The sequence below is a fragment of the Pseudomonas sp. BYT-1 genome (assembly GCF_023611805.1).
GTDB classification, from domain to species: domain Bacteria; phylum Pseudomonadota; class Gammaproteobacteria; order Pseudomonadales; family Pseudomonadaceae; genus Aquipseudomonas; species Aquipseudomonas guariconensis.
Window position 1 is genome coordinate 25,486 of sequence record NZ_CP072561.1, and the last position, 18,332, is coordinate 43,817.

At 65.1% G+C, this 18,332-nt stretch carries 23 protein-coding genes; 12 read left to right on the top strand and 11 right to left on the bottom strand.

Features of this window, described 5'->3' with window-relative positions; translation table 11 throughout:
- Window positions 1-4: 4 nt before the first annotated feature.
- The 9 genes from J5X93_RS27780 to J5X93_RS27820 all read right to left on the bottom strand — a co-directional run bounded on the left by J5X93_RS27780 (window position 5) and on the right by J5X93_RS27820 (window position 8,603).
- Complete coding sequence (locus J5X93_RS27780) at window positions 5-1,426, bottom strand: TrbI/VirB10 family protein (protein WP_011114050.1); 1,422 nt, start codon at window positions 1,424-1,426, stop codon at window positions 5-7.
- Between the two features lie 4 nt (window positions 1,427-1,430).
- A complete protein-coding gene (locus tag J5X93_RS27785) occupies window positions 1,431-1,919 on the bottom strand; it encodes a conjugal transfer lipoprotein TrbH (protein WP_006122479.1) in 489 nt (162 codons plus the stop codon).
- 2 nt (window positions 1,920-1,921) lie between these two features.
- Window positions 1,922-2,821 carry a P-type conjugative transfer protein TrbG gene (gene trbG / locus J5X93_RS27790; RefSeq protein WP_006122480.1) on the bottom strand — a complete coding sequence of 300 codons (900 nt, stop codon included), beginning with the start codon at window positions 2,819-2,821 and terminating at the stop codon, window positions 1,922-1,924.
- Window positions 2,822-2,838: 17 nt separating this feature from the next.
- The gene (locus J5X93_RS27795; protein WP_006122481.1) at window positions 2,839-3,621 is read right to left on the bottom strand and encodes a conjugal transfer protein TrbF; all 783 of its coding nucleotides are present in this window, start codon (window positions 3,619-3,621) and stop codon (window positions 2,839-2,841) included.
- Window positions 3,618-6,176, bottom strand: coding sequence for a VirB4 family type IV secretion/conjugal transfer ATPase (locus tag J5X93_RS27800; protein ID WP_011114047.1), 2,559 nt, complete (start codon window positions 6,174-6,176; stop codon window positions 3,618-3,620). Before J5X93_RS27800 ends, J5X93_RS27795 begins: the two co-directional genes overlap by 4 nt.
- Window positions 6,173-6,484: a conjugal transfer protein TrbD gene (locus J5X93_RS27805; protein WP_001207961.1), complete on the bottom strand. Its 312-nt coding sequence runs from the start codon at window positions 6,482-6,484 to the stop codon at window positions 6,173-6,175. The genes J5X93_RS27800 and J5X93_RS27805 overlap by 4 nt, the downstream gene beginning before the upstream one ends.
- Before the next feature lie 3 nt (window positions 6,485-6,487).
- Window positions 6,488-6,952 (bottom strand): conjugal transfer system pilin TrbC, encoded by a 465-nt coding sequence (gene trbC, locus J5X93_RS27810; RefSeq protein WP_011114046.1) that lies wholly within the window; start codon window positions 6,950-6,952, stop codon window positions 6,488-6,490.
- A gap of 16 nt (window positions 6,953-6,968) precedes the next feature.
- A complete protein-coding gene (trbB, locus tag J5X93_RS27815) occupies window positions 6,969-7,931 on the bottom strand; it encodes a P-type conjugative transfer ATPase TrbB (RefSeq protein WP_000132020.1) in 963 nt (320 codons plus the stop codon).
- Window positions 7,932-8,240: 309 nt separating this feature from the next.
- On the bottom strand, window positions 8,241-8,603 hold the full coding sequence (locus J5X93_RS27820) for a transcriptional regulator (RefSeq protein WP_010890126.1): 363 nt from the start codon (window positions 8,601-8,603) through the stop codon (window positions 8,241-8,243).
- A 113-nt stretch (window positions 8,604-8,716) separates the two neighbouring features.
- On the opposite strand from J5X93_RS27820, the gene J5X93_RS27825 reads away from it, so the two are divergent.
- Together J5X93_RS27825 and trfA are read left to right on the top strand one after the other, a co-directional pair.
- Window positions 8,717-9,058 (top strand): single-stranded DNA-binding protein, encoded by a 342-nt coding sequence (locus J5X93_RS27825; RefSeq protein WP_000019167.1) that lies wholly within the window; start codon window positions 8,717-8,719, stop codon window positions 9,056-9,058.
- A gap of 46 nt (window positions 9,059-9,104) precedes the next feature.
- Window positions 9,105-10,325, top strand: coding sequence for a plasmid replication initiator TrfA (gene trfA / locus J5X93_RS27830; protein WP_011114072.1), 1,221 nt, complete (start codon window positions 9,105-9,107; stop codon window positions 10,323-10,325).
- Between the two features lie 1,322 nt (window positions 10,326-11,647).
- Here trfA and J5X93_RS27835 read toward each other — a convergent pair.
- Window positions 11,648-11,962, bottom strand: a complete 315-nt coding sequence (locus J5X93_RS27835; protein ID WP_011117139.1) for a type II toxin-antitoxin system RelE/ParE family toxin — start codon at window positions 11,960-11,962, stop codon at window positions 11,648-11,650.
- Entirely contained in the window at window positions 11,959-12,228 is a 270-nt protein-coding gene (locus tag J5X93_RS27840; RefSeq protein WP_001260984.1) for a ribbon-helix-helix domain-containing protein, read from the bottom strand. The genes J5X93_RS27835 and J5X93_RS27840 overlap by 4 nt, the downstream gene beginning before the upstream one ends.
- Before the next feature lie 168 nt (window positions 12,229-12,396).
- Here J5X93_RS27840 and J5X93_RS27845 point away from each other — a divergent pair, with 168 nt between their 5' ends.
- The 10 genes from J5X93_RS27845 (at window position 12,397) to J5X93_RS27890 (ending at window position 18,255) form a co-directional block, all read left to right on the top strand.
- On the top strand, window positions 12,397-12,825 hold the full coding sequence (locus J5X93_RS27845; RefSeq protein WP_001095942.1) for an antirestriction protein: 429 nt from the start codon (window positions 12,397-12,399) through the stop codon (window positions 12,823-12,825).
- A 51-nt stretch (window positions 12,826-12,876) separates the two neighbouring features.
- Complete coding sequence (locus J5X93_RS27850) at window positions 12,877-14,082, top strand: protein KlcB (protein ID WP_011405605.1); 1,206 nt, start codon at window positions 12,877-12,879, stop codon at window positions 14,080-14,082.
- 16 nt (window positions 14,083-14,098) lie between these two features.
- Entirely contained in the window at window positions 14,099-14,356 is a 258-nt protein-coding gene (gene korC, locus J5X93_RS27855) for a transcriptional repressor KorC (RefSeq protein WP_011117141.1), read from the top strand.
- A gap of 159 nt (window positions 14,357-14,515) precedes the next feature.
- Window positions 14,516-14,752 (top strand): stable inheritance protein KleA, encoded by a 237-nt coding sequence (kleA, locus tag J5X93_RS27860; protein ID WP_000041932.1) that lies wholly within the window; start codon window positions 14,516-14,518, stop codon window positions 14,750-14,752.
- Between the two features lie 58 nt (window positions 14,753-14,810).
- Window positions 14,811-15,026 carry a DUF2688 domain-containing protein gene (locus tag J5X93_RS27865; protein WP_010890114.1) on the top strand — a complete coding sequence of 72 codons (216 nt, stop codon included), beginning with the start codon at window positions 14,811-14,813 and terminating at the stop codon, window positions 15,024-15,026.
- 144 nt (window positions 15,027-15,170) lie between these two features.
- Window positions 15,171-15,500 carry a KleE stable inheritance protein gene (kleE, locus tag J5X93_RS27870; protein ID WP_010890113.1) on the top strand — a complete coding sequence of 110 codons (330 nt, stop codon included), beginning with the start codon at window positions 15,171-15,173 and terminating at the stop codon, window positions 15,498-15,500.
- A gap of 1 nt (window position 15,501) precedes the next feature.
- Entirely contained in the window at window positions 15,502-16,032 is a 531-nt protein-coding gene (locus tag J5X93_RS27875) for a DUF2761 domain-containing protein (protein WP_011117143.1), read from the top strand.
- A gap of 113 nt (window positions 16,033-16,145) precedes the next feature.
- The gene (locus J5X93_RS27880) at window positions 16,146-16,448 is read left to right on the top strand and encodes a transcriptional regulator KorA (protein WP_010890110.1); all 303 of its coding nucleotides are present in this window, start codon (window positions 16,146-16,148) and stop codon (window positions 16,446-16,448) included.
- Window positions 16,445-17,209 (top strand): ParA family protein, encoded by a 765-nt coding sequence (locus tag J5X93_RS27885; RefSeq protein ID WP_000855329.1) that lies wholly within the window; start codon window positions 16,445-16,447, stop codon window positions 17,207-17,209. Before J5X93_RS27880 ends, J5X93_RS27885 begins: the two co-directional genes overlap by 4 nt.
- On the top strand, window positions 17,206-18,255 hold the full coding sequence (locus tag J5X93_RS27890; protein WP_011114060.1) for a transcriptional repressor gene korB: 1,050 nt from the start codon (window positions 17,206-17,208) through the stop codon (window positions 18,253-18,255). The genes J5X93_RS27885 and J5X93_RS27890 overlap by 4 nt, the downstream gene beginning before the upstream one ends.
- The last annotated feature ends 77 nt before the right edge of the window (window positions 18,256-18,332 follow it).

Sequence of the window (18,332 nt, forward strand, 5' to 3'; positions counted from 1 at the left end):
GGCGTTAGTAATCGAAGGAACGGTACGGCTTGGAAAACGTCATGTCCTTCGTGACCACGACGTTGAAGCGATACCCCGGCCGAATTTCCAGCGTCGGCGAAATGCTCAGGTTCTTGGCGATGAGTTGCGCCGTAACCTGGCCGAGCTGCTGGCCGAGGGCTTCGCTTAGGGCACTGCTGGCGCTCGGTGCGCCATAGGTGTTTGTGGCCTGGTTCTGGCGTTGGCTGTAGGTGATGCCTGCTGTCACGCCGGACATGAGGAAGGCCGAGCCGAACAGGCGCACATAGTGGTTGTTCACCTGGTCGTGGAAGCCCGCGTATCCCGCGCTGTCCGCGCCTGGCATCGCGCCAATGTCCATCGCCTTGCCATCGGGGAACACGATGCGTTGCCACGCAACCAGCACGCGCGCTTGGCCGTAGGCCACGTCGCTCGAATACGAGCCGACGAGGCGCGATCCCTGCGGGATCAACAGGTGCTTGCCGGTCGGTGTGTCGTACACGTCCTGCGCGACCTGGGCCATGATTTGGCCCGGCAGATCGGAGTTGATGCCCGAAATGAGCGTGGCCGGCACGACGAAGCCCGCGCGCAGCTCGAACGGTGTGCGCGGCGCTTCCGGCTGCGAATCCAGCTTCCAGCGGTCGCCCTGCCCACCTTGGCCGAACTGCGCCATGCTGTTGCGCCCGCCGCCGCTGGTCGAGGTTTGCAGGAGCTGCGGCGCACCGCCCGCGCCCATGCCGCCGGCGGCCGGAGCCGCGCCGCCACCACCGACGCCCATGCCGCGAATCTGCGCCAGGCGTGCTTGATAGGCGGCGGTCGGATCGTTGCTGCGCTGCGCGTCGATTTGCTGCTGCACCGCTGCGATGCGGTTCAGCATTTCATCGCGCGTCTGCGGCGTGCCGGTGTAGGTGCTCGGGCCACCCGGCGCGGAGCCGTTGCTACGCGGGGCATCCACGCGCACGGTGGTCTTGGCCTTCACGGCTTCGCCGAACATCTGCATCTTCGCCATGCGGATGCGCTGGGCCTCGTCGTCGTTCACCGGCTGGCCCGGGTTGCCGGGGTTGGCCGGCGGGGCCGGCGGCGCGTCCGGGTTGGACGGCCGCGCGATCTCCAGCGGAGCCGACGCCGGGCCGGTCGGCATGTCGGGCACCTTGAGCGGGCTTGCCGGCTCGATCAAGCCGCCGGTCTTGTCGCCTGCGATCTCCTTGGCGAACATCGACGTGTTGCCGGCCTTCTCCTTGGGGCCGTCCGCCGGCGCGTTCTGCTTGGCCGCGCGATCCGCCGCGACCAGGGCCATGACCAGCACGAACGACAGCAGGACGCCGCCGAGGATGTACATGGGCATGTTGTTGACGCGACGGACGCCCGCCTTCTTGGACACTTCGCCAGGCGAAGCGTCAGGTGCCATCTGATCGGCGTTTTCTGTCATGGCGTCACTCCTTGCGCACCCAGTACCCGGCCGGCGCGAACGTGCCGTTTTGCGCCAGGTAAGGGCGGGTGATGGATTGATTGCCGACCATCAAGGTCAGGCGGTACAGGTTCGAGTCGCCAGCCTGGTCGAGCACGTAGCGCAACGGCAGGCCGCCCGACGCGGCCGTGGTGGCCGGTGCGCTCGCCTGCGATGCCGCCGAGGCCGGGGCCTGCGTGGAAGCGCCGGCCGGGGCGTACTCCAGGAGGGCATAGCCCTTGTCGCGCAGCGACTTGACGAGCGCCTGGCCGAACGGATCGGGCGTCGGCTGTTGCAGCTCCAGGCGCGTGCGCGCCGGCGCGTACAGCGTGGCGAGCTGCTGCACCGCGTCGGTGGCGAGCTTCTGCTGATCGAGCGCGGCCGACTGGACGAAGTTGCCGTACTGGCTGGTGGTTGCGCAGCCGCCGAGGCCCAGGGCGAGGGCGAGCAGCGCGAGAGAGACGATCTTGCGCATGGTCACTTCCTCCGGCTGATGGTCACGCGGTCTTGGCTACTGCCAACACCGGCAATCAGGATCGCGCGGTCAAACACCGTGTCCACGATGTAGCGATTGCCCTGCACGCGGTAATTGACCAGCACCGTTTCGTCGTCGGTGAACAAGCCGCCCTCTTTGCGCACGACCAGGAGCGTCGGCGCTTCGGTCTGCTGCATCGTGCCGGGCATTTCGATGATGGTCTTGCGGCCATCGTTGTAGACGCGCACAGGCTTCCAGCTCGCCGACCCGGACAGCTCATAGTCGAACGAGAGATCGCCCAGGTACTCGCCCGTCGCCGGCAGGGTGTTGTCGGTGCGTTCCTGCTTCTCGCGGCGCTGGATCGCGTCCCACTTGGCTTGCGCTTCCTCGGGGTACGTGAACGAGACTTGCGGCATGTACTCGGTGCGATGCGAGCGCAGGCGGAAGTGGTAGCTGCGGCGGTTCGTGGTCACAACCAGGCTGGTTTCGAGGCCCACGTCCATCGGCTTGATGATGAGGTGCTGAACCTCGGTCGCGCCGCTGCCGGTGATGGCCGGTTCCACCGTCCACCTGGCCGTGTCGCCCAGGTTGATCGAGTTCACTTGTTCGCCGGGCTGCAAGGCCACGTCGCACACCTGGAGCACCGCGCAAACGATGCTCGGCTGCTGCGCGCCGTACACGAACTTGATGGCACCGCCCGAGCCGGCCACCGGCTTGATGCCGGTCGCCGACCCCGCTTCCCACCGTTTGGCGATGGCGAGCGCCGCGCGCTCTTGAGCGGTCAGCGTCGGGTTGGTCTTGTTGAAATACTTGTCGGCAATGTCGTCGCCAGGGGCGGCCAGAGCCAGGGAGGGCACCGCCACAGCAGCGCCCACGATCAAAGCGGAGAGGGTTTTCTTCATGGTGGATGACCTCGAATTCATTGGATGCGGGACCAGGAGTAATCACGCACGTAGATGCTCAACGGGTTGTTCCGCAGTTGCTCATCGGTGGTGTTGGGCGTGACCTCGGCGATGTAGGTAGTCACGAGCGCGCGCCAGGTGACGGGCTGACCTTTCAGCGTGCCTTGGCGGTCGCGCGTGGTTTCCACCCACTCGACTTGCCAGGTGTCGGGCGTTTGCGGGATGACGGTCTTGATCTCGACGCTGACCATTTCCTTCTCGGCGCGCTTGAACGGGCTGGAATCGGGCGTGCCGTTCAACCACTCGTTCATCTTTGGCGTCGCCGGATCGTTGGGGGCGAGCATCGAGTACGCCTTGAACACGCACTTGCGCTGCAAGGCCACGTCAGGCGACACCATGCGCGCGCAGCTCATCCAGTCCGCAACGGCGGCGTGGATGACACGCGGATCGGCCTTCCCTGCGGCCTGCACCGGGCCGGCGGCCACCGTCTGGCCCAGCTTGTCCACCTCGACCACGTAGGGGATGAACTTCGACTGGCTGCCGATGTGGATCACGCCACCCACGCCGGCCAGCGCGATCAACAGCGACAGGATGCCGATCACCTGCCAGGTTTGGCGCTGCGAGACGACGCCGCCCACGTGATCGTTCCAGGTGCGGCGCGCGGCCAGGTAGGGGTTCTCGGCCTCGCCCGCACGGCGGCCGCCGGCGAGCGGTTCCTTCGAGCGGCGCGGATCGCGCGGCTCGGCGGAGTTGGCGGGCTTCTTGAAGATCAAGCCCTTGAGGGTGTCGGCGATGCTCATGCGGCCTCCAGGTAGTCGTTGAGATTCAGCCCACGGCCGGCCAGCCACTCATGCACCCATTCGTGGCCGAACTTGGCTTCGAGGCTCTTGATGGTGGCGACCGATTCCTTGTCGGACGCACCGACGAAGGCCAGGGCCATCGGCCCCAGGGCAAGGTCATAGAGACGGCGGCCGTTCTCCGAGACGTAGTAGTACTGACGCTTCGGAATGGCAGTCGCCAGGATTTCGATCTGACGCGCGTTGAGGCCCATACGGCGATAGAGCGCCGATGTGTCCTCATCCCTGGCGTAGACGTTGGGCAGGAAAATCTTGGTCGCGGTCGATTCCACGATCACGTCCAAGATGCCCGAGTTGGCCGCGTCGGAGAGGCTTTGCGTCGCCATCAGCACAAGGCAGTTGGCCTTGCGCAGCACCTTGAGCCATTCCCTGATCTTGGCGCGGAACGCGGGGTGGCCCAGCATCAACCAGGCTTCGTCCAGGATGATGACGGAGGGCTGGCCTTTCAGTGCGCGCTCGATGCGGCGGAACAGGTAGAGCAGCACCGGCAGCGCGAACTTCTCGCCCAGGTTCATCAGCTCTTCGATCTCGAACACCGTGAAGTCGGACAGCGACAGGCCGTCCTCTTCGGCGTCGAGCAGGTGGCCCATCGAGCCGTCCACCGTGTACTGCTTGATGGCCTCGCGGATCGCCTCGTCCTGAATCGTCACCGAGAACTCGGAGAGCGTGCGCGCGCCGCTGGCGTGCATGCTCATGATCGCGTTGCCGATCTCGTTGCGCTGCGCCGGCGTGGTGTTGACGCCGTTCAACGCCAGGATGGTGTCGATCCACTCCATCGCCCAGGCCCTATCCCCCTTCGTTTCGAGGAACTGGAGCGGGCAGAACGCCAGGCGGTCATCGTCGGCGGCCACCGTGAAATGCAGGCCGCTCTTGCCCTTCGTGGCCGCGCGGATGCCGGCCGCGAGTGGGTACATCGACATGCCCTTGTCGAAGGCGTAGATCGACATGCCGGCGTAGCGACGGAGCTGCGCGGCGATGATGCCCAGGTGCGTCGATTTGCCTGCGCCGGTCGGGCCGAACATGAAGGTGTGGCCCAGGTCGCGCACGTGCAGGTTCAGGCGGAACGGCGTAGCGCCCACCGTCACGCAGTGCATGAGCGCCGGCGACAGCGGCGGGTACATCGGGCACGGAGCCGTGGCGCTGCCCGTCCAGATCGAGCTTGTCGGCAGCAGGTCGGCCAGGTTCATCGTGTTGATGAGCGGCCGGCGCACGTTCTCGACGCCGTGGCCGGGCAAGCTGCCCAGGTACGCATCGAGCGTGTTGATCGTCTCGATACGGGCCGCGAAGGCCAGGCGGTTGACGGCCTTCTCGACCAGGAGCGCGGAGGCCGCCAGGCGCTCCCGATCCTCGTCCATCAGCACGACCACGCTGGTGTAGTAGCCGGCCGCCACCAAGCCGCTGTTGACCTCGGCGATGGCCGCCTCGGCGTCGCCGACCATCGCGGCCGCGTCCTGGTTGATCGAGCCGGTATTCGTGTTGAACACCTGATCGAAGAAGCCGCGAATCTTCTGCTTCCACTTCTTGCGGAACTTGTCCAGGTGCTTCAAGGACTCGTGCTGATCCATGAAGATGAAGCGGCTCGACCAGCGGTATTCGCTGGGCAGCTCGGCCAGGGCCGAGAGCACCCCAGGCGTTGACTCCAAGGGGAAGCCTTCGATGGCGACCACCTGGATGAACTTGCGCCCGATCTTGGGCACGACGCCGCCCCACAGCTCTTGCCCGCCGATTACCGCATCGAGGTACATCGGATTGCTGGGCAGCATGACCGGGTGATGGAGGCCCGTCACGCAGAACTGCAACCAGCTCAGGAAGTCATCGTGCGTGACTTCCCTGCCCTCTTCCGACACGACTTTTTGGCCGCGCAGGCGCGTCATCTTGACCGCCGAGGACAGGCGCGATTCCAGGCTGGTGATCTCGCGCTTGAACTGCGCAATCAGGCCCGTAGTGCGCGCCGTATGGTCGGGAGCCACCGCATCGTCATCGAACATGAGTTCGACAAACTTGCGCTGGGCCAGCACTGGCGGGAACCACGTGACGGTCAGGACAAAGTAGCCCTCGAACATCGCGCCCAGGCCCTCGAACAAGCGCCGGCGTTCCTCGTCAATGGCGAAGGAAACGGAGTCGGGGAACGATGACACGCCCCGCTCCGAGTAGTTCGGCGCAGGCCGACGCACAGCATCGACATGCACCATCCAGCCGTTCCCCAGGCCCGCCAGGGCCTGGTTGATGCGGAACGACACCATTTCCCGCTGTTCCTCGGTGCTGCTGGCGTTGTCATCCCCCTTGTACAGCCAGGCGGCCATAAAGGAGCCGTTCTTGCCCACGATCACGCCGTCATCGACCACGGCGGCGTAATTGAGCAGATCGGCCAGGCCGGCATCCTTGGCGCGATGCTTCTTGAGCTTCAGCTCGGCATCGACAGCCCGGATGCGGGCAAAGAGGATGAGCAACAGAACCGCACCGAGCACAGCAATGGCAATTGCGATTGCTTCGATCATTTGTATTGCTTCCCTTGACTCGGCGTGTTGTCACGGAAGGGCGTGCTGCGAGCCGGGTAGTACGGCTTGTACCGGCGGTGCCGCAGGTACACGTGTCGCAGCTTCGGATCGGCCTTCGCCATGAGGCGCAGCGCGAAGAGCGCGCCGAACCACAAGGCGATGCCGAACACCGTTGCCCTCACTTCTTGGGCGCTGAAAATCAGCGCGCCGGCCAGCAGGCCCGAGAACATCACCAGCTCACGATCCCCGCCCATGAACAGGTTTTCTCGGTTGCCGGCCCTACGGATGGGGATCGCGCGCAGAGCCATGACTTACCCCGCGATGTGGCCGCGCTCGGCCCAGCGCATGACGGCTTCGCCGGGGAAGCCGGCCACGTCCAGCGCGGCGACCTTGACCTGGTGCAGCGCGCCATCGGTCAGGGCGGCGATTTCCGCGCCACGGCCGAAGAACGTGCTCATCATGTTCTGCGCGCCGACCAGCAGGGCCATGACCAGGACGATGAAGATCAACGTGCGGAAGAAGCCGTTGAGTTCGCCGCCGAAGATCAGGATGCCGCCGGCGACCACGATGCCGATGATCGACAGCGCGAAGGCCACCGGGCCGGTGACGGAGTTGCGGAGGTTGGTCAGCCAGCTCTCATACGGCAGAGAGCCGCCGGTGCCCTCGGAGGCGAATGCGTGCTGGGGGGCCAGCAGGAAGAACGCCAGGAGGGCGAAGAGGCCCATGTAGAACAGGGCGTTGCGGTTGAGGCGGAATGCCGGGAAGGTTGCTTGCATTGGTCGTAACTCCTAGTCAGAGGGTTTTGGTGATGTACTGGCCGTTGGCGAACCCGGAAACCTCCAAGATTTCCTGGATGCGCCGCGAGCCTTCGACGCGGGCGATATGAACAACCACGTGAACCGCCTCGCCGATAAGCGGTTCAATGGGTTTCGGGGAATCGGGGTGCATGCTGATGAGCATGGCGAGCCGATCCAATCCAGCTTTGGCGTTGTTTGCGTGCAGGGTTGCAGCACCTCCTTCGTGCCCGGTGTTCCAGGCCATCAACAGATCAAGGGCTTCGGGGCCGCGCACCTCGCCGACCAGGATTCGGTCGGGGCGCATGCGGAGGGTGGTTTTCAGCAGCGCCGTCATGTTCACGTCGATGCTGGTGTGGTACTGGACGTAGTTCTCGGCGGCGCACTGGATTTCGCCGGTGTCCTCGATGATGAAAACCCGCTCGGTCGGGTCTTGAATCACCATCTCGTTGATGATCGCGTTCACCAGCGTGGTCTTGCCCGAGCCGGTGCCGCCGATCACAAGGATGTTCCGGTGCGCGCGCACCGCTGCAATCAATGCCTCGCGCTGCGGCGCGGTCATGATTCCGCGTTCGACGTACTGATCGAGCGTGAAGATGGCGACGGCCTTCTTCCGAATGGCGAAGGTGGGTGCGGGCACAACCGGCGGGAGCTGGCCGGCGAAGCGACTGCCATCAAGGGGCAGCTCGCCTTCCAGGATCGGCTTGGAGCGCGTGACTTCCTTGCCGTGGTAGCCCGCGATGGTTTCGATGATGGCTTGCGCCTGCGCGACGCGCAGCGTGCCGATGCACTTCATCGGCTCGCCCAGGCGTTCGAGCCAGAGCTTGCCGTCCGCGTTGAGCATGATTTCAACGGTCTTGGGATCGTTGAGGGCGGCCAGCAGCTCCGGCCCCATGTCGCGTTCGAGCTTCTTCTTCGCCCGTTCCTTGATGCTGTTGTGTTCTGGTTTCTGGTCGGTCATTCCGTATGCCCTGTATGCCGTTGCGTTTCGCGCATTCTATACAGGTTCATACGATATACCGAACTAATTTCGACCGCAACACCGAAGCGCACAAGGGTGACTTCGGCCGCGACGTTGCATCGCGGATTGCAGGGGCGAAAGAGGCGACAACGCGGCGCATGCTCCGTGCGCCCTCGCGCCGAACCCGTGGCGTTTGCGTTATGGGTTGTCCGGGGGTTGAGCCACCCCGGCGGGCTTTAGCGGCTAAAACTTGGCTGGCTCTTGTGGCTCAGTTCCGCGCCGCTTCCCTTCCCTTCTCACATCCTGGCGTCAACTCCCTCTAAGTTTCTTCCTTGTCGCTTCGCCCCACTTCTTGACGATGAACGCCTGGTGTTCTGGCAGCACGGCCGCCACGCGCTCGAAGCCTGGCGGCAGGCTTCGGGGTGCCTTGCCGCCGGCCAGGGCGTCAAGGGCTTCTTTGTCCAGGTCGGTCGATTCAAGCAGGAGCGGCAGGGGAGTTTCAAGGGCCTGCGCAATGTCCTCCATCACCTTTAGGGAGGGGTTGGCTTTGCCAGTAGTGAGATCGGACAGGAAGGAGATCGAAACCCCCGACCTGTCCGATAGCTCCTTTTTCGTCATGTGCCGCTCATCGAGCAGCCGGAGCACGTTCGTGAAGAAGATGTAGTTGTACAAGGCCCGTATGCCTTCTCGGTGCGGGCGGCAGAAAATTTTAGCCGCTAAAGTTCTTGACCACGGACGCAGGTTTAGCTAAACTGACGACTCCATTAGCGAAAGGAGCATGACGAATGAGCCACAACCTGTTCCAGTTTATCGGTAATCTTACCCGCGATACCGACGTTCGCCATAGCGAAAACAGCGCCCGCGCCGTTTTCGACCTGGCTGTCAATCGCGTGTGGCGCAACGCAGCCGGTGCGAAGCAGGAGCAGACGGACTTCTTCCGCATCAAGTCGTTCGGCGGCCTGGCCGAGAACGCGGGCAAGTACCTGGGCAAAGGCTCCAAGGTGTTCGTCCAGGGCCGCATCGAGCCGACGAAGTACGAGAAGGACGGCAAGACCGAATACGGGTTCGATTTCATCGCCGAGGAAATCGAATACCTGGACACCAAAGCGCCAGGCGGCGGCCAGTAAGGCCAGGCCCGGCCACGGCCGGGCAGTATGCTAGGAGGGAGATTAGATGCAGAACGAGTTCAACGAGCAGGAATACAGGCGCAAGCTCATCGAGGGCGGGCTTAGCGAAGCCGACGCCACCGACCTTGCCGCCCGTACCGCCGCCGCTCGCAGGGACTCGGGCAGCGCCGGCGGGGCCTTCCGCCCCGCCGGTTCCCTCTTCGAGCTGCCGGCCACGGCCGGCGACAACGAGGCGGCTTTGCCGCCGAAGCTACCGACGCCGGCAAGTGCCGCCGTCGAGCGATCCGAGCGCATGGCGCAGGAATCGGCCGAGCTTGCGCGCACGATGGGCCTGCCGCCCGAACCGCGCACCGCCGTGAACAAGATGGCCGAGCAGATCGGCGCGCTGGCCCAGGACAAACGGAGTAGTGCGATGGCGACCAAGAAGCGAACGGCCGGCGGTGAGCTGGCCGAGAAGGTCAGCGAGGCCAAGCAGACGGCCTTGCTCAAGCACACGAAGCAGCAGATCAAGGACATGCAGCTCTCGCTGTTCGACCTGGCTCCCTGGCCGGATCACATGCGGGCACTGCCCAACGACTTCGGGCGGTCGGCGATCTTCACCGTCCGCAACAAGAAGGTGCCGCGCGCCGCGCTGCAAGGCCAGTCGATCTACCACGTCAACAAAGACGTGGAGATCACCTACACCGGGATCGAACTGCGCGCCGACGACGACGAGCTGGTATTCGCCCAGGTGCTGGAGTACGCGAAGCGCACCGCGCTCGGAGAGCCGGTTTCCTTCACGTTCTACGAGCTTTGCCAGGACTTGGACTGGTCAATCAACGGTCGGTACTACACAAGGGCCGAGGAATGCCTGACGCGGCTCCAGGCGTCGGCCATGCAGTTCTCATCCCAACGCATCGGCCGGCTCGAATCGGTGTCGCTGATCCGGCGCTTCCGCGTCCTGGATCGCGGCAAGCGCACGTCGCGCTGCCAGGTCGAGATCGACGCCGAAATCGTGGTGCTGTTCGCCGGCGACCACTACACGAAATTCGTGTGGGAGAAGTACCGCAAGCTGTCGCCCACCGCGCGGCGCATGTTCGACTACTTCGCCACCCACAAGGAGCCGTACCCGCTTAAGCTGGAGACGTTCCGGCTGATGTGCGGCTCGGATTCCACCCGGCCGAAGAAGTGGCGCGAGCAGGTAGGCGAAGCGTGCGACGAGCTGCGCGAAAACGGCCTGGTCGAAAGTGCGTGGGTGAACGACGACCTGGTGCATTGCAAGCGGTGATCGCCCCCCTGCCCTCCCCTGGAGCCGCCCGAGATCGAGGCGGCTTTTTTTCTCGAGCATCGCCACTTCCGGCGAGGCAGTACCGCGCACCAGCTCGCGCACGTCGAGCTGCAGCATCGTCACTTCCGGCGAGGCTGGCCACGTCCTGGCCACGTCCTGGCCACGGTCGACCATCGCCACATCCAACGATGCCCCGAGGGCCCCATCGCCACTTCCGACGATGAGATCCGCTCTTTGACATTTGAGGGGCCAAGCTGCGGGGGATTCTCCCGGCCGGCGGCCGCGAGAACCGGCTATGTCGTGCTACGCATCGAGCCAGGCGGCCACGGCCGCCCGTCTCGCCCCTGGCGGGCTTCCAGCGCCTTCCCGACGCTCACCGGGCCGGTGGCCCTCGCCGCTAGGCTACGAGGCCCTGGCGGGCCTTTCTGGCCCCTTCTCGGGGCCATAGAGGGCCGGCGCTGCCTGGTCGGCCTTGTGGATCGTTTGGGGACAAAACGCCGGCTGGTGACAGTTGAGGGGCGTTTCTTGACACTTGGGGGGCAGCGCACCCCGGCGCGATGCTGACAGATGAGGGGCCGGCCTCGAAATCGGCCGGCTGGAGCCGCGCCGGAGGCCGTCGAGGCGGCCTATGTGCTTGATCGGGCTGGCTTTATCCACAGAAGTTGTGGATAAGCCTGTTGGCAAGGCCCTTGCCGTACTGACACTTGAGGGGCGGGGGTGCTGACAGATGAGGGGCGCGATCCTTGACACTTGACGGGCAGACTATTGACCCTTGAGGGGCTTATCCATTGACACTTGAGGGGCGGCCCTTCGAGCCTTTTCCTTGGCGTATCAACGGCTTGCGCGCGTTTTCCGGTCAAGCTAACCGGCTTTTAACCCTTCATAACCTTTATATTAAACCTAGTTGTTATAACCGGGTGTCGAAAAAAGCGGCAAACCGGCCCAAGGTGCCCCGCAGAATAATCGGCCGCCGAAGGGGGGTGCCCCCCCTTCTCGATCCCACCCGGCCGCTAAAGCGGCCTCCCATCCCCCCAGGGGCGTTGCCCCTCGGCCTACGGCCTTCACCCCAAGAATGGAGCGCCTACGGCGCTACGGCTGACCATAGCCAGGCGCAAGCGCCTGGCAGAAGTTCGTGCTCTTCCAAAGGGGGCCAAGGCCCCCTCTGGACTCCCCAACTGTCAAGGCCGCGGTGACTCCTGCGCCGTCGCCAAGTCGGAAGATGGCTCCAGCTCGAAGGCCGCAAGGTTGAACGCCAAGGGAGGGGTCGGCCTGCCAGGCCCAGGGCGTGATTGCGCCCCTCAAGTGTCAAGAAGCGGGGGAATTCAGTCGTCCGCGTCGTCGTGCAGGATCGACTCGTAGTCCTGCCCGCCGTAGAACACGCCGATGATGGAAACCAGATCGCCGGCCACATCGAAGGCGATCACGGCGCGCTTGCGGTAGTTCGTGATGCGCAGGCCGGGCCGCACATCGTCGCGCATGGTGCCGCGCAGTGGAAACGTGCGCAGGCTTTCGCAATAGGTGACGATTGCCTCGGTGTAGCGAGCGGCAACGTCAGGCGACGCCGCCGCCGCGATGTAGCGGTACAGCTCGGCAAGCTGCTCTTCGGCCTCGGGCGAGAAGACGACCGCGTAGCTCATTGCGCCTTCGCATGCTCGGCGGCCAGGCGGGCGCGCACCTGGTCGGCGGTGACGGCTCGGGAGGGATCGGCTTTCAGGGCGTCATACGCCGGGCCGACCTGGTTGTGAAGCCAGGACTCGACGGCGCGATCACGCGCGAGTAGCGCACGCAGGCCGTCGCGGATGACCTCGCTTTCGCTCGCGTACTCCCCGGTCTTGACCTTCGTTTTCACCACGTCGGCCATGTCGTTCGGCAGGGTGATGCTCAGTTGCTGGGTGGTTCGCATGGCGGCCTCCATTCGGTTCAATAGGATTCAATCCTATCACTCCAAGGGGACGAAGTCCAGTTTAGCGGCTAAAGTTTAGCTAAAGTGCTTGACAGGTTAGGACATTTTGTCCTAATATACGTCTTGAAGGCCGGGCATGTCGCCCAGGTCAACTACCGGAGAGTTCCGATGAACACCCAAGACCAACCCGTCACCGCTTCCCTGGTCGCCGAGGCCCAGCGCCTCGACTTCTTGCCTACCTACTTCGGCCCGCGCCTGATGATGCGCGGCGAGGCCCTTGTGTACGCCTGGCTGCGCCGGCTCTGCGAACGCTACAACGGCGCGTATTGGCACTACTACACCCTGTCGGACGGCGGTTTCTACCTGGCCCCCGACCTGGCCGAGCGCCTGGAGATCGAGGTAGACGGCAACGGCTTCCGGGGCGAACTGTCGGCCGACGCCGCCGGCATTGTCGCAACCCTGTTCGCGCTCGGCCAGCTCGCGGCCGAGATCGCCGGCACGGACGCGGCCGACGCCCTGATCGACCGCTATCACTTCCTGCGCGGCTTCGCGGCCGGCCACCCCGAGGCCGCTGCGATCTACCGGGCTATTGACTGATGAGGGGCGGCCCCGGCTCCGGCCGGGGCTGCACCAGGAGCACGTCAAGCGATGGCGAAGCGAACAAAGCAACCGGCCCAGGCGGGCCAGGACTGGAGCGCGCCGGCGGCCGAGCTGCTGGCCGAGCTGCCGGCAGACCGTGACGGCCTGCTGGCTGCGGCCGTTGCGGCCGTGGTGGAGATCGACGCGGCTGTCATGCGCGGCGACGGGGCGGCGGCCGAGCTGGCCGGCGACCGATACGAGGCGATCATCTGGAAGCTGAACGGCGGCACGAACTTCGGGTGCATGGCCGACGACGAGGCCGCCGGCCGCGTCATCGAGCGGCATTGCGCTGCGGTGCCGGGGGACGTGCCCTTGTGGGGCCAGCGCGGCCAGTTCCTGGCCGTGGCGGGCGACGTGCGCGCCCTGGTGGAGTACGAGGCCGGTTATGGCGGGCCGCTCAACGCGCATTTTCAGTTCCACGCGGTTGACCTGGACAGGCCGTTTATCTCGGCGACGGGCTATCGCTCGCACTTCGACACGGCGCGGGGCTGCATGACCGTGGACGAGGTTGCGCGCGGCATCCTGACGGCCATGCTGGCCGAGAAGAAGCGGCCGGTGTTGATCGAGGCCAACTACCGCGACCGCTTGGCCGACGCTCCCCTGCCCGATTGGCTGGCCGGCCTGGTGCCGCCGGCGCGGCGCGAGCCGGCGACCGTGACGATCCCGCCGGGCTTCGTCTTGGTCGATGTGGTGCTGCCGGCGCACAAGGCGTTCATCGCGCGGCGCTGGGCGGCCGAGGCGGCGGGCAAGGTCAAGGCGGCCAGGGCCGCCAGGTCGAACGCCAAGGGAAAGGCCGGGGGCCGCGAGCGAGATCCCGCATCGGCGGAAACGGCGATGCGCTGCAGCACCGCCAAAGCTGACGATTGCAAGGCCGAGGCTGGGCCTGTATCGCCAGAAGCGACGATGCCGGGCGCAGGCGAAGCATCCTGCAGCACCGCCAGGAATGGCGATGCAGGCCCGGCCGACCTGGTGGAGTTCACGCCCGCACCAGGCCAACGGTGCGAGATCGTGAGCGTCCACCATCCGGTGTTCGCCAAGGAGATCGGCAAGCGCGTCATCATCGTGAAGGTGCATCCAGACACCCGCCAGGTGTGGGCGCATGACGACCGGCCGGTGACATACAAGACCAACCGCGCGGGCCGCCGTGTGGTGGATTCAGACCCGAGCTGCATTCAGTCGATCTACGGATTCGACCAACTGCGGCTTATCACGTGACCAGGAGAAGAAACGAATGACGAACGACGCCAATATCCGGCTGGAGTGCTTGAAGCCGGCCGAGCGGTGGGCGCAGCCGAGCGGCGAAGAGGTGCGCGAGGTGCTGCGCCTGGCGGGCCTCACCGGCGGCAAAGCCGCGAAGGTGCTGGGCCTCGGCCCGAAGGGCGACCGGACGATCCGGCGATGGGTGGGCGAGGACACGCCGATCCCTTATGCCGCGTGGGCGCTGCTGTGCGACTACGCCGGCCTCGGGCTGATCTGGAAAGAGGCTTGACGCCAGGGAAAGAGGCTTTAGCGGCTAAAGTGCTAGGCATCGGACTACGGTAAAGCGAAAATAGTTTAGCTAAAGTGCTTGACAGGCTAGGACATTTTGTCCTAATATAGCACTTGAAGGCCGGGCATTCCGCCCAGGTCGATTACCGGAGAGGTTCCGATGAGCAAGAACAAGATCATGCCTTGGGTTGACGCCCTGCCGAATGTGGAAGCCACCGACTTCCAAGCCCGCCGCGACCAGATCGAGGCCACGATGGCCGAGGCGGCCGAGCTGGTGAAGCAGGCGGAAGAGCTGCGCGGCAAAGCCTATTTCGCCGCCTTGAGCCTGGAGGCCAGTGCCAAGGGCGAATGGTCGAGCCAAGCGGTCGAGCAGGCCAAGCGCAGCGTCGGCTGGTAAGGGAAGGCGGCCCGGCTTCGGCCGGGTCATCAACGGAACGCCAAGAGGAAACAGTCCCATGAGCAAAGGCAAGATCGAGATCATCGAGACGTGCTGCCGGCGCTGCGGCAAGAGCATCCGAACCTTGAGCCACACCATCATCGGCGCCGATGATGCCCGCGAGAAGTTCGGCAGCATCTGCGGCGGCTGCATCACGCCGGAGGAAGATAACGAGCTGACGGAAATGCTGCTGGCGGCGGCCGTGCGACGCATGAGCGGAGCGACGCTGCAATGACGGCATTCCACACGTTCGACGGCCCCAGGTGGAGGAACGCCCCGGAGTGATCCGGGGCGCTTGGCCTGGTGCTGGCACACCGTAACCATGCTTCCGAGTGGGAGCATCCAGCATTCAACACGTAACCGCGTGGAGGGTCAAGCCATGTCCAACATCGTCAAGTTCCCCAGGGCGAGCAAGCCGCCGGCTCCCGAGCCGGTGCAGCCTGCCGCGCCCGCTGCTGCGCCTGCCGCACCCAAGGCCGAAGGCCGGGGCCTGGTGGCCGGCCTGGTCAAGTTCGTATGGGTGGCGACCGTGCTGGTCTGGCCGGTGCTCAAGTGGGTGCTGGCGATCATCACCTTCTTCCAGTTCGTGCGGATGCTCTACCACTGGAACACGCCTGGCGTGTATGCCGGCTGGTCGTTCCTGGCGTACTTCGCGGCACTGACCGCGATCACCTACTTCGTTTCGATCTACAAACCGAAAGGGCTTTGACATGGCAAAGCAGACCCTCCCCTACCCGCCTGGCTTCGTGGAGCCGACCACTGGCCGCGTGGCCGTCCTGGTGCGCGAGTACGCGGACAGCGACTTGAACGGCGACGCGCCGGCCTACTGGTACAGCGCGCAATCCGAAGAATGGGGCCTTGACCCCTGGCGTCTCGTGGAGGGCGTCGATCCGCACGTGGGCGGCGGTTCCTTCGACGTGTGCTTTGCCAGCGGCGGCACGCGCACCGTAGGCCCGCTGATGACGTTCTTCCTGAGTGCCGCCCATGCGGCACAGCTCATTGACGCCAAGGGGGAAGAGTTGGCCTTGCAGCGCGCCACCCTGGCCGTCATCGCGGACGGGCTGGGCCTGCCTGCCAAGGCGCTGCGCATCGAGGCGAAGGTGGAGGGCCGGCCGGCCGTGTTCTACGACCAGGACGGGGCCACGCTTTGCGCGTGCGCGGTGGATTCCGACCACTGGCGACAGGCGCGGGCGACGGCCGCAACGGCATCGGCCATCGACAAGGCGCGAACAAATTTTTAGCCGCTAAAACGCTTGACGGCTTCGCATGGTTTAGCTAAACTTCTGCACATGGTCGGCGGCTGGCACCGCCATTTGTTCAACAAACCGGGTGTGGAGTGTTATGGGTGCAATCCATGAAGAAACGGCTAACCGAAGCCCAATTCCAGACGGCCATCAAGGGGCTGGAGATCGGGCAGCAGACCATCGACATAGCGCGCGGCGTGCTGGTCGATGGCCGGCCCCAGGCGGAGTTTGTCACTTCGCTGGGGCTGACCAAGGGGGCGGTGTCGCAGGCGGTCAGTCGCGTATGGGCAGCAGCAGGGGAACAGCTCCCCGAGGGCTTCGAGCGAGTGACGGCGGTACTGCCGGAGCATCAAGCGTTCATCGTCAAGAAGTGGGAAGCAGACGCCAAGAGGAAACAGGAACCCAAGTCATGAAAACACTGGTCACGGCAATTCAGAAGGGCGGTCAAGGCAAGACGTTCGCCACCTGCCACCTGGCATTCGACTTCCTGGAGCGCGGCCTTCGCGTGGCCGTGATCGACCTGGACACCCAGGGCAACGCATCGTTCACGCTGTCGGCGTACCAATCGGGCTACCTCGCCAGCCAGTTGTTCACCGGCGACACCGATGACCTGCGGTATTGGTTCGGCAAGCGCGAGGGCGAGAGCCTGGCGCTGATCGCGGCAGACGCCAACCTGGCGAACCTGGACAAGATGGAGCTTTCCCAGGCGGCCGCCGCGCTGCGGGCCAGTGTGGCCGCGCTGGGCGAGTTCTTCGACGTGTGCCTGATCGACACGGCCCCCTCCCTTGGCGTCGCCATGACGGCGGCCGTGCTGACGGCCGACTACATGCTGTCGCCCATCGAAATGGAGGCGTACAGCTTGCAGGGCATGAAGAAGATGGTCGCGGTCATCAGCAACCTGCGCAAGCAGAACCCCAAGCTGCGCTTCCTCGGCATGGTGCCGAACAAGGTGGACGCGCGGAAGCCGCGCCACGTCAACAACCTGGCGACGTTGCAGCAGGCATACCCGCAGCTCATCTTGCCGTTCAGCATCGGCGCGCGTGACAGCATCGCCGAGGCGCTGGGCGAGCAGATGCCGGTGTGGAAGATCAAGAAGACCGCCGCGCGGAAGGCCACCCAGGAGGTGCGTGCGCTGGCGGATTACGTGTTCACGAAGATGGAGATCGCGCAATGAGCGCCAAGACCAACGCCAAGAAGAAGGAGCAGGACAAGCCGCAATCGTCCGGGCTGGGCCTGGACGGGCTGGGCGACCTGGCCGGCCTGCTGAACGAGCAGCCGGCGGCCAACGCCGGCGGCGCAGGCCCGCAGGAGCTGCCGCTTGACCTGATCGACGAAGACCCGCACCAGCCGCGCACGGCCGACAACCCCGGCTTCTCGCCGGAGAGCATCGCGGAGATCGGCGAGACGATCAAAGCGCGCGGCGTGAAGTCGCCCATCAGCGTGCGCGAGAACCCGGACGCACCGGGGCGCTACCTCATCAACCACGGCGCGCGGCGCTATCGCGGCTCGAAGTGGGCGCACAAGACCACGATCCCGGCCTTCATCGACAACGACTACAACGAGGCCGACCAGGTTATCGAGAACCTGCAACGCAATGAGCTGACGGCGCGTGAGATCGCCGACTTCATCGGCCGCGAGCTGGCGAAGGGCAAGAAGAAGGGCGAGATCGCCAAGGAGATCGGCAAGTCGCCGGCCTTCGTCACGCAGCACGTCACGCTGCTGGACTTGCCCGAACCCATTGCCGAGGCGTTCAATAGCGGCCGGGGCAAGGACGTGACTGTCATCAACGAGCTGGTGACGGCCTACAAGAAGAACCCCGACGAGGTGGCCGCCTGGCTGGCCGACGACAGCCAGGAGCTGACGCGCGGCTCGGTGAAGCTGCTGCGCGAGTTCCTGGAGGACAAGCGCAGTCACGAGGACGGCGACCGTGATCCCAACACCGTCGATGCGCTGACCGGCAAGACCGACGCCGAGGCCGGCGACGGCGAGCAGGGGCCGCAGGATGATGACGCCAAGGGGAAGAAGGAGCCGAAGGAGGCCGACCCCGACAAGCTCAAGAAGGCCATCATCCAGGTCAAGCACGACGACCGGCCGGCACGGCTGATCCTCAACCGCCGGCCCCCGGCCGAGGGCTGGGCCTGGCTCAAATACGAGGATGACGGCCAGGAGTTCGAGGCCGACCTTGGCACCGTGCAGCTTGTCGCGCTGCTGGAGGGCTGACACGCCCAGCGCCGGGCATCGCCGACCACCGACCCCCACCCATCGCCCCGCCATCGAGCGGGGCTTTTTTTTGCCCG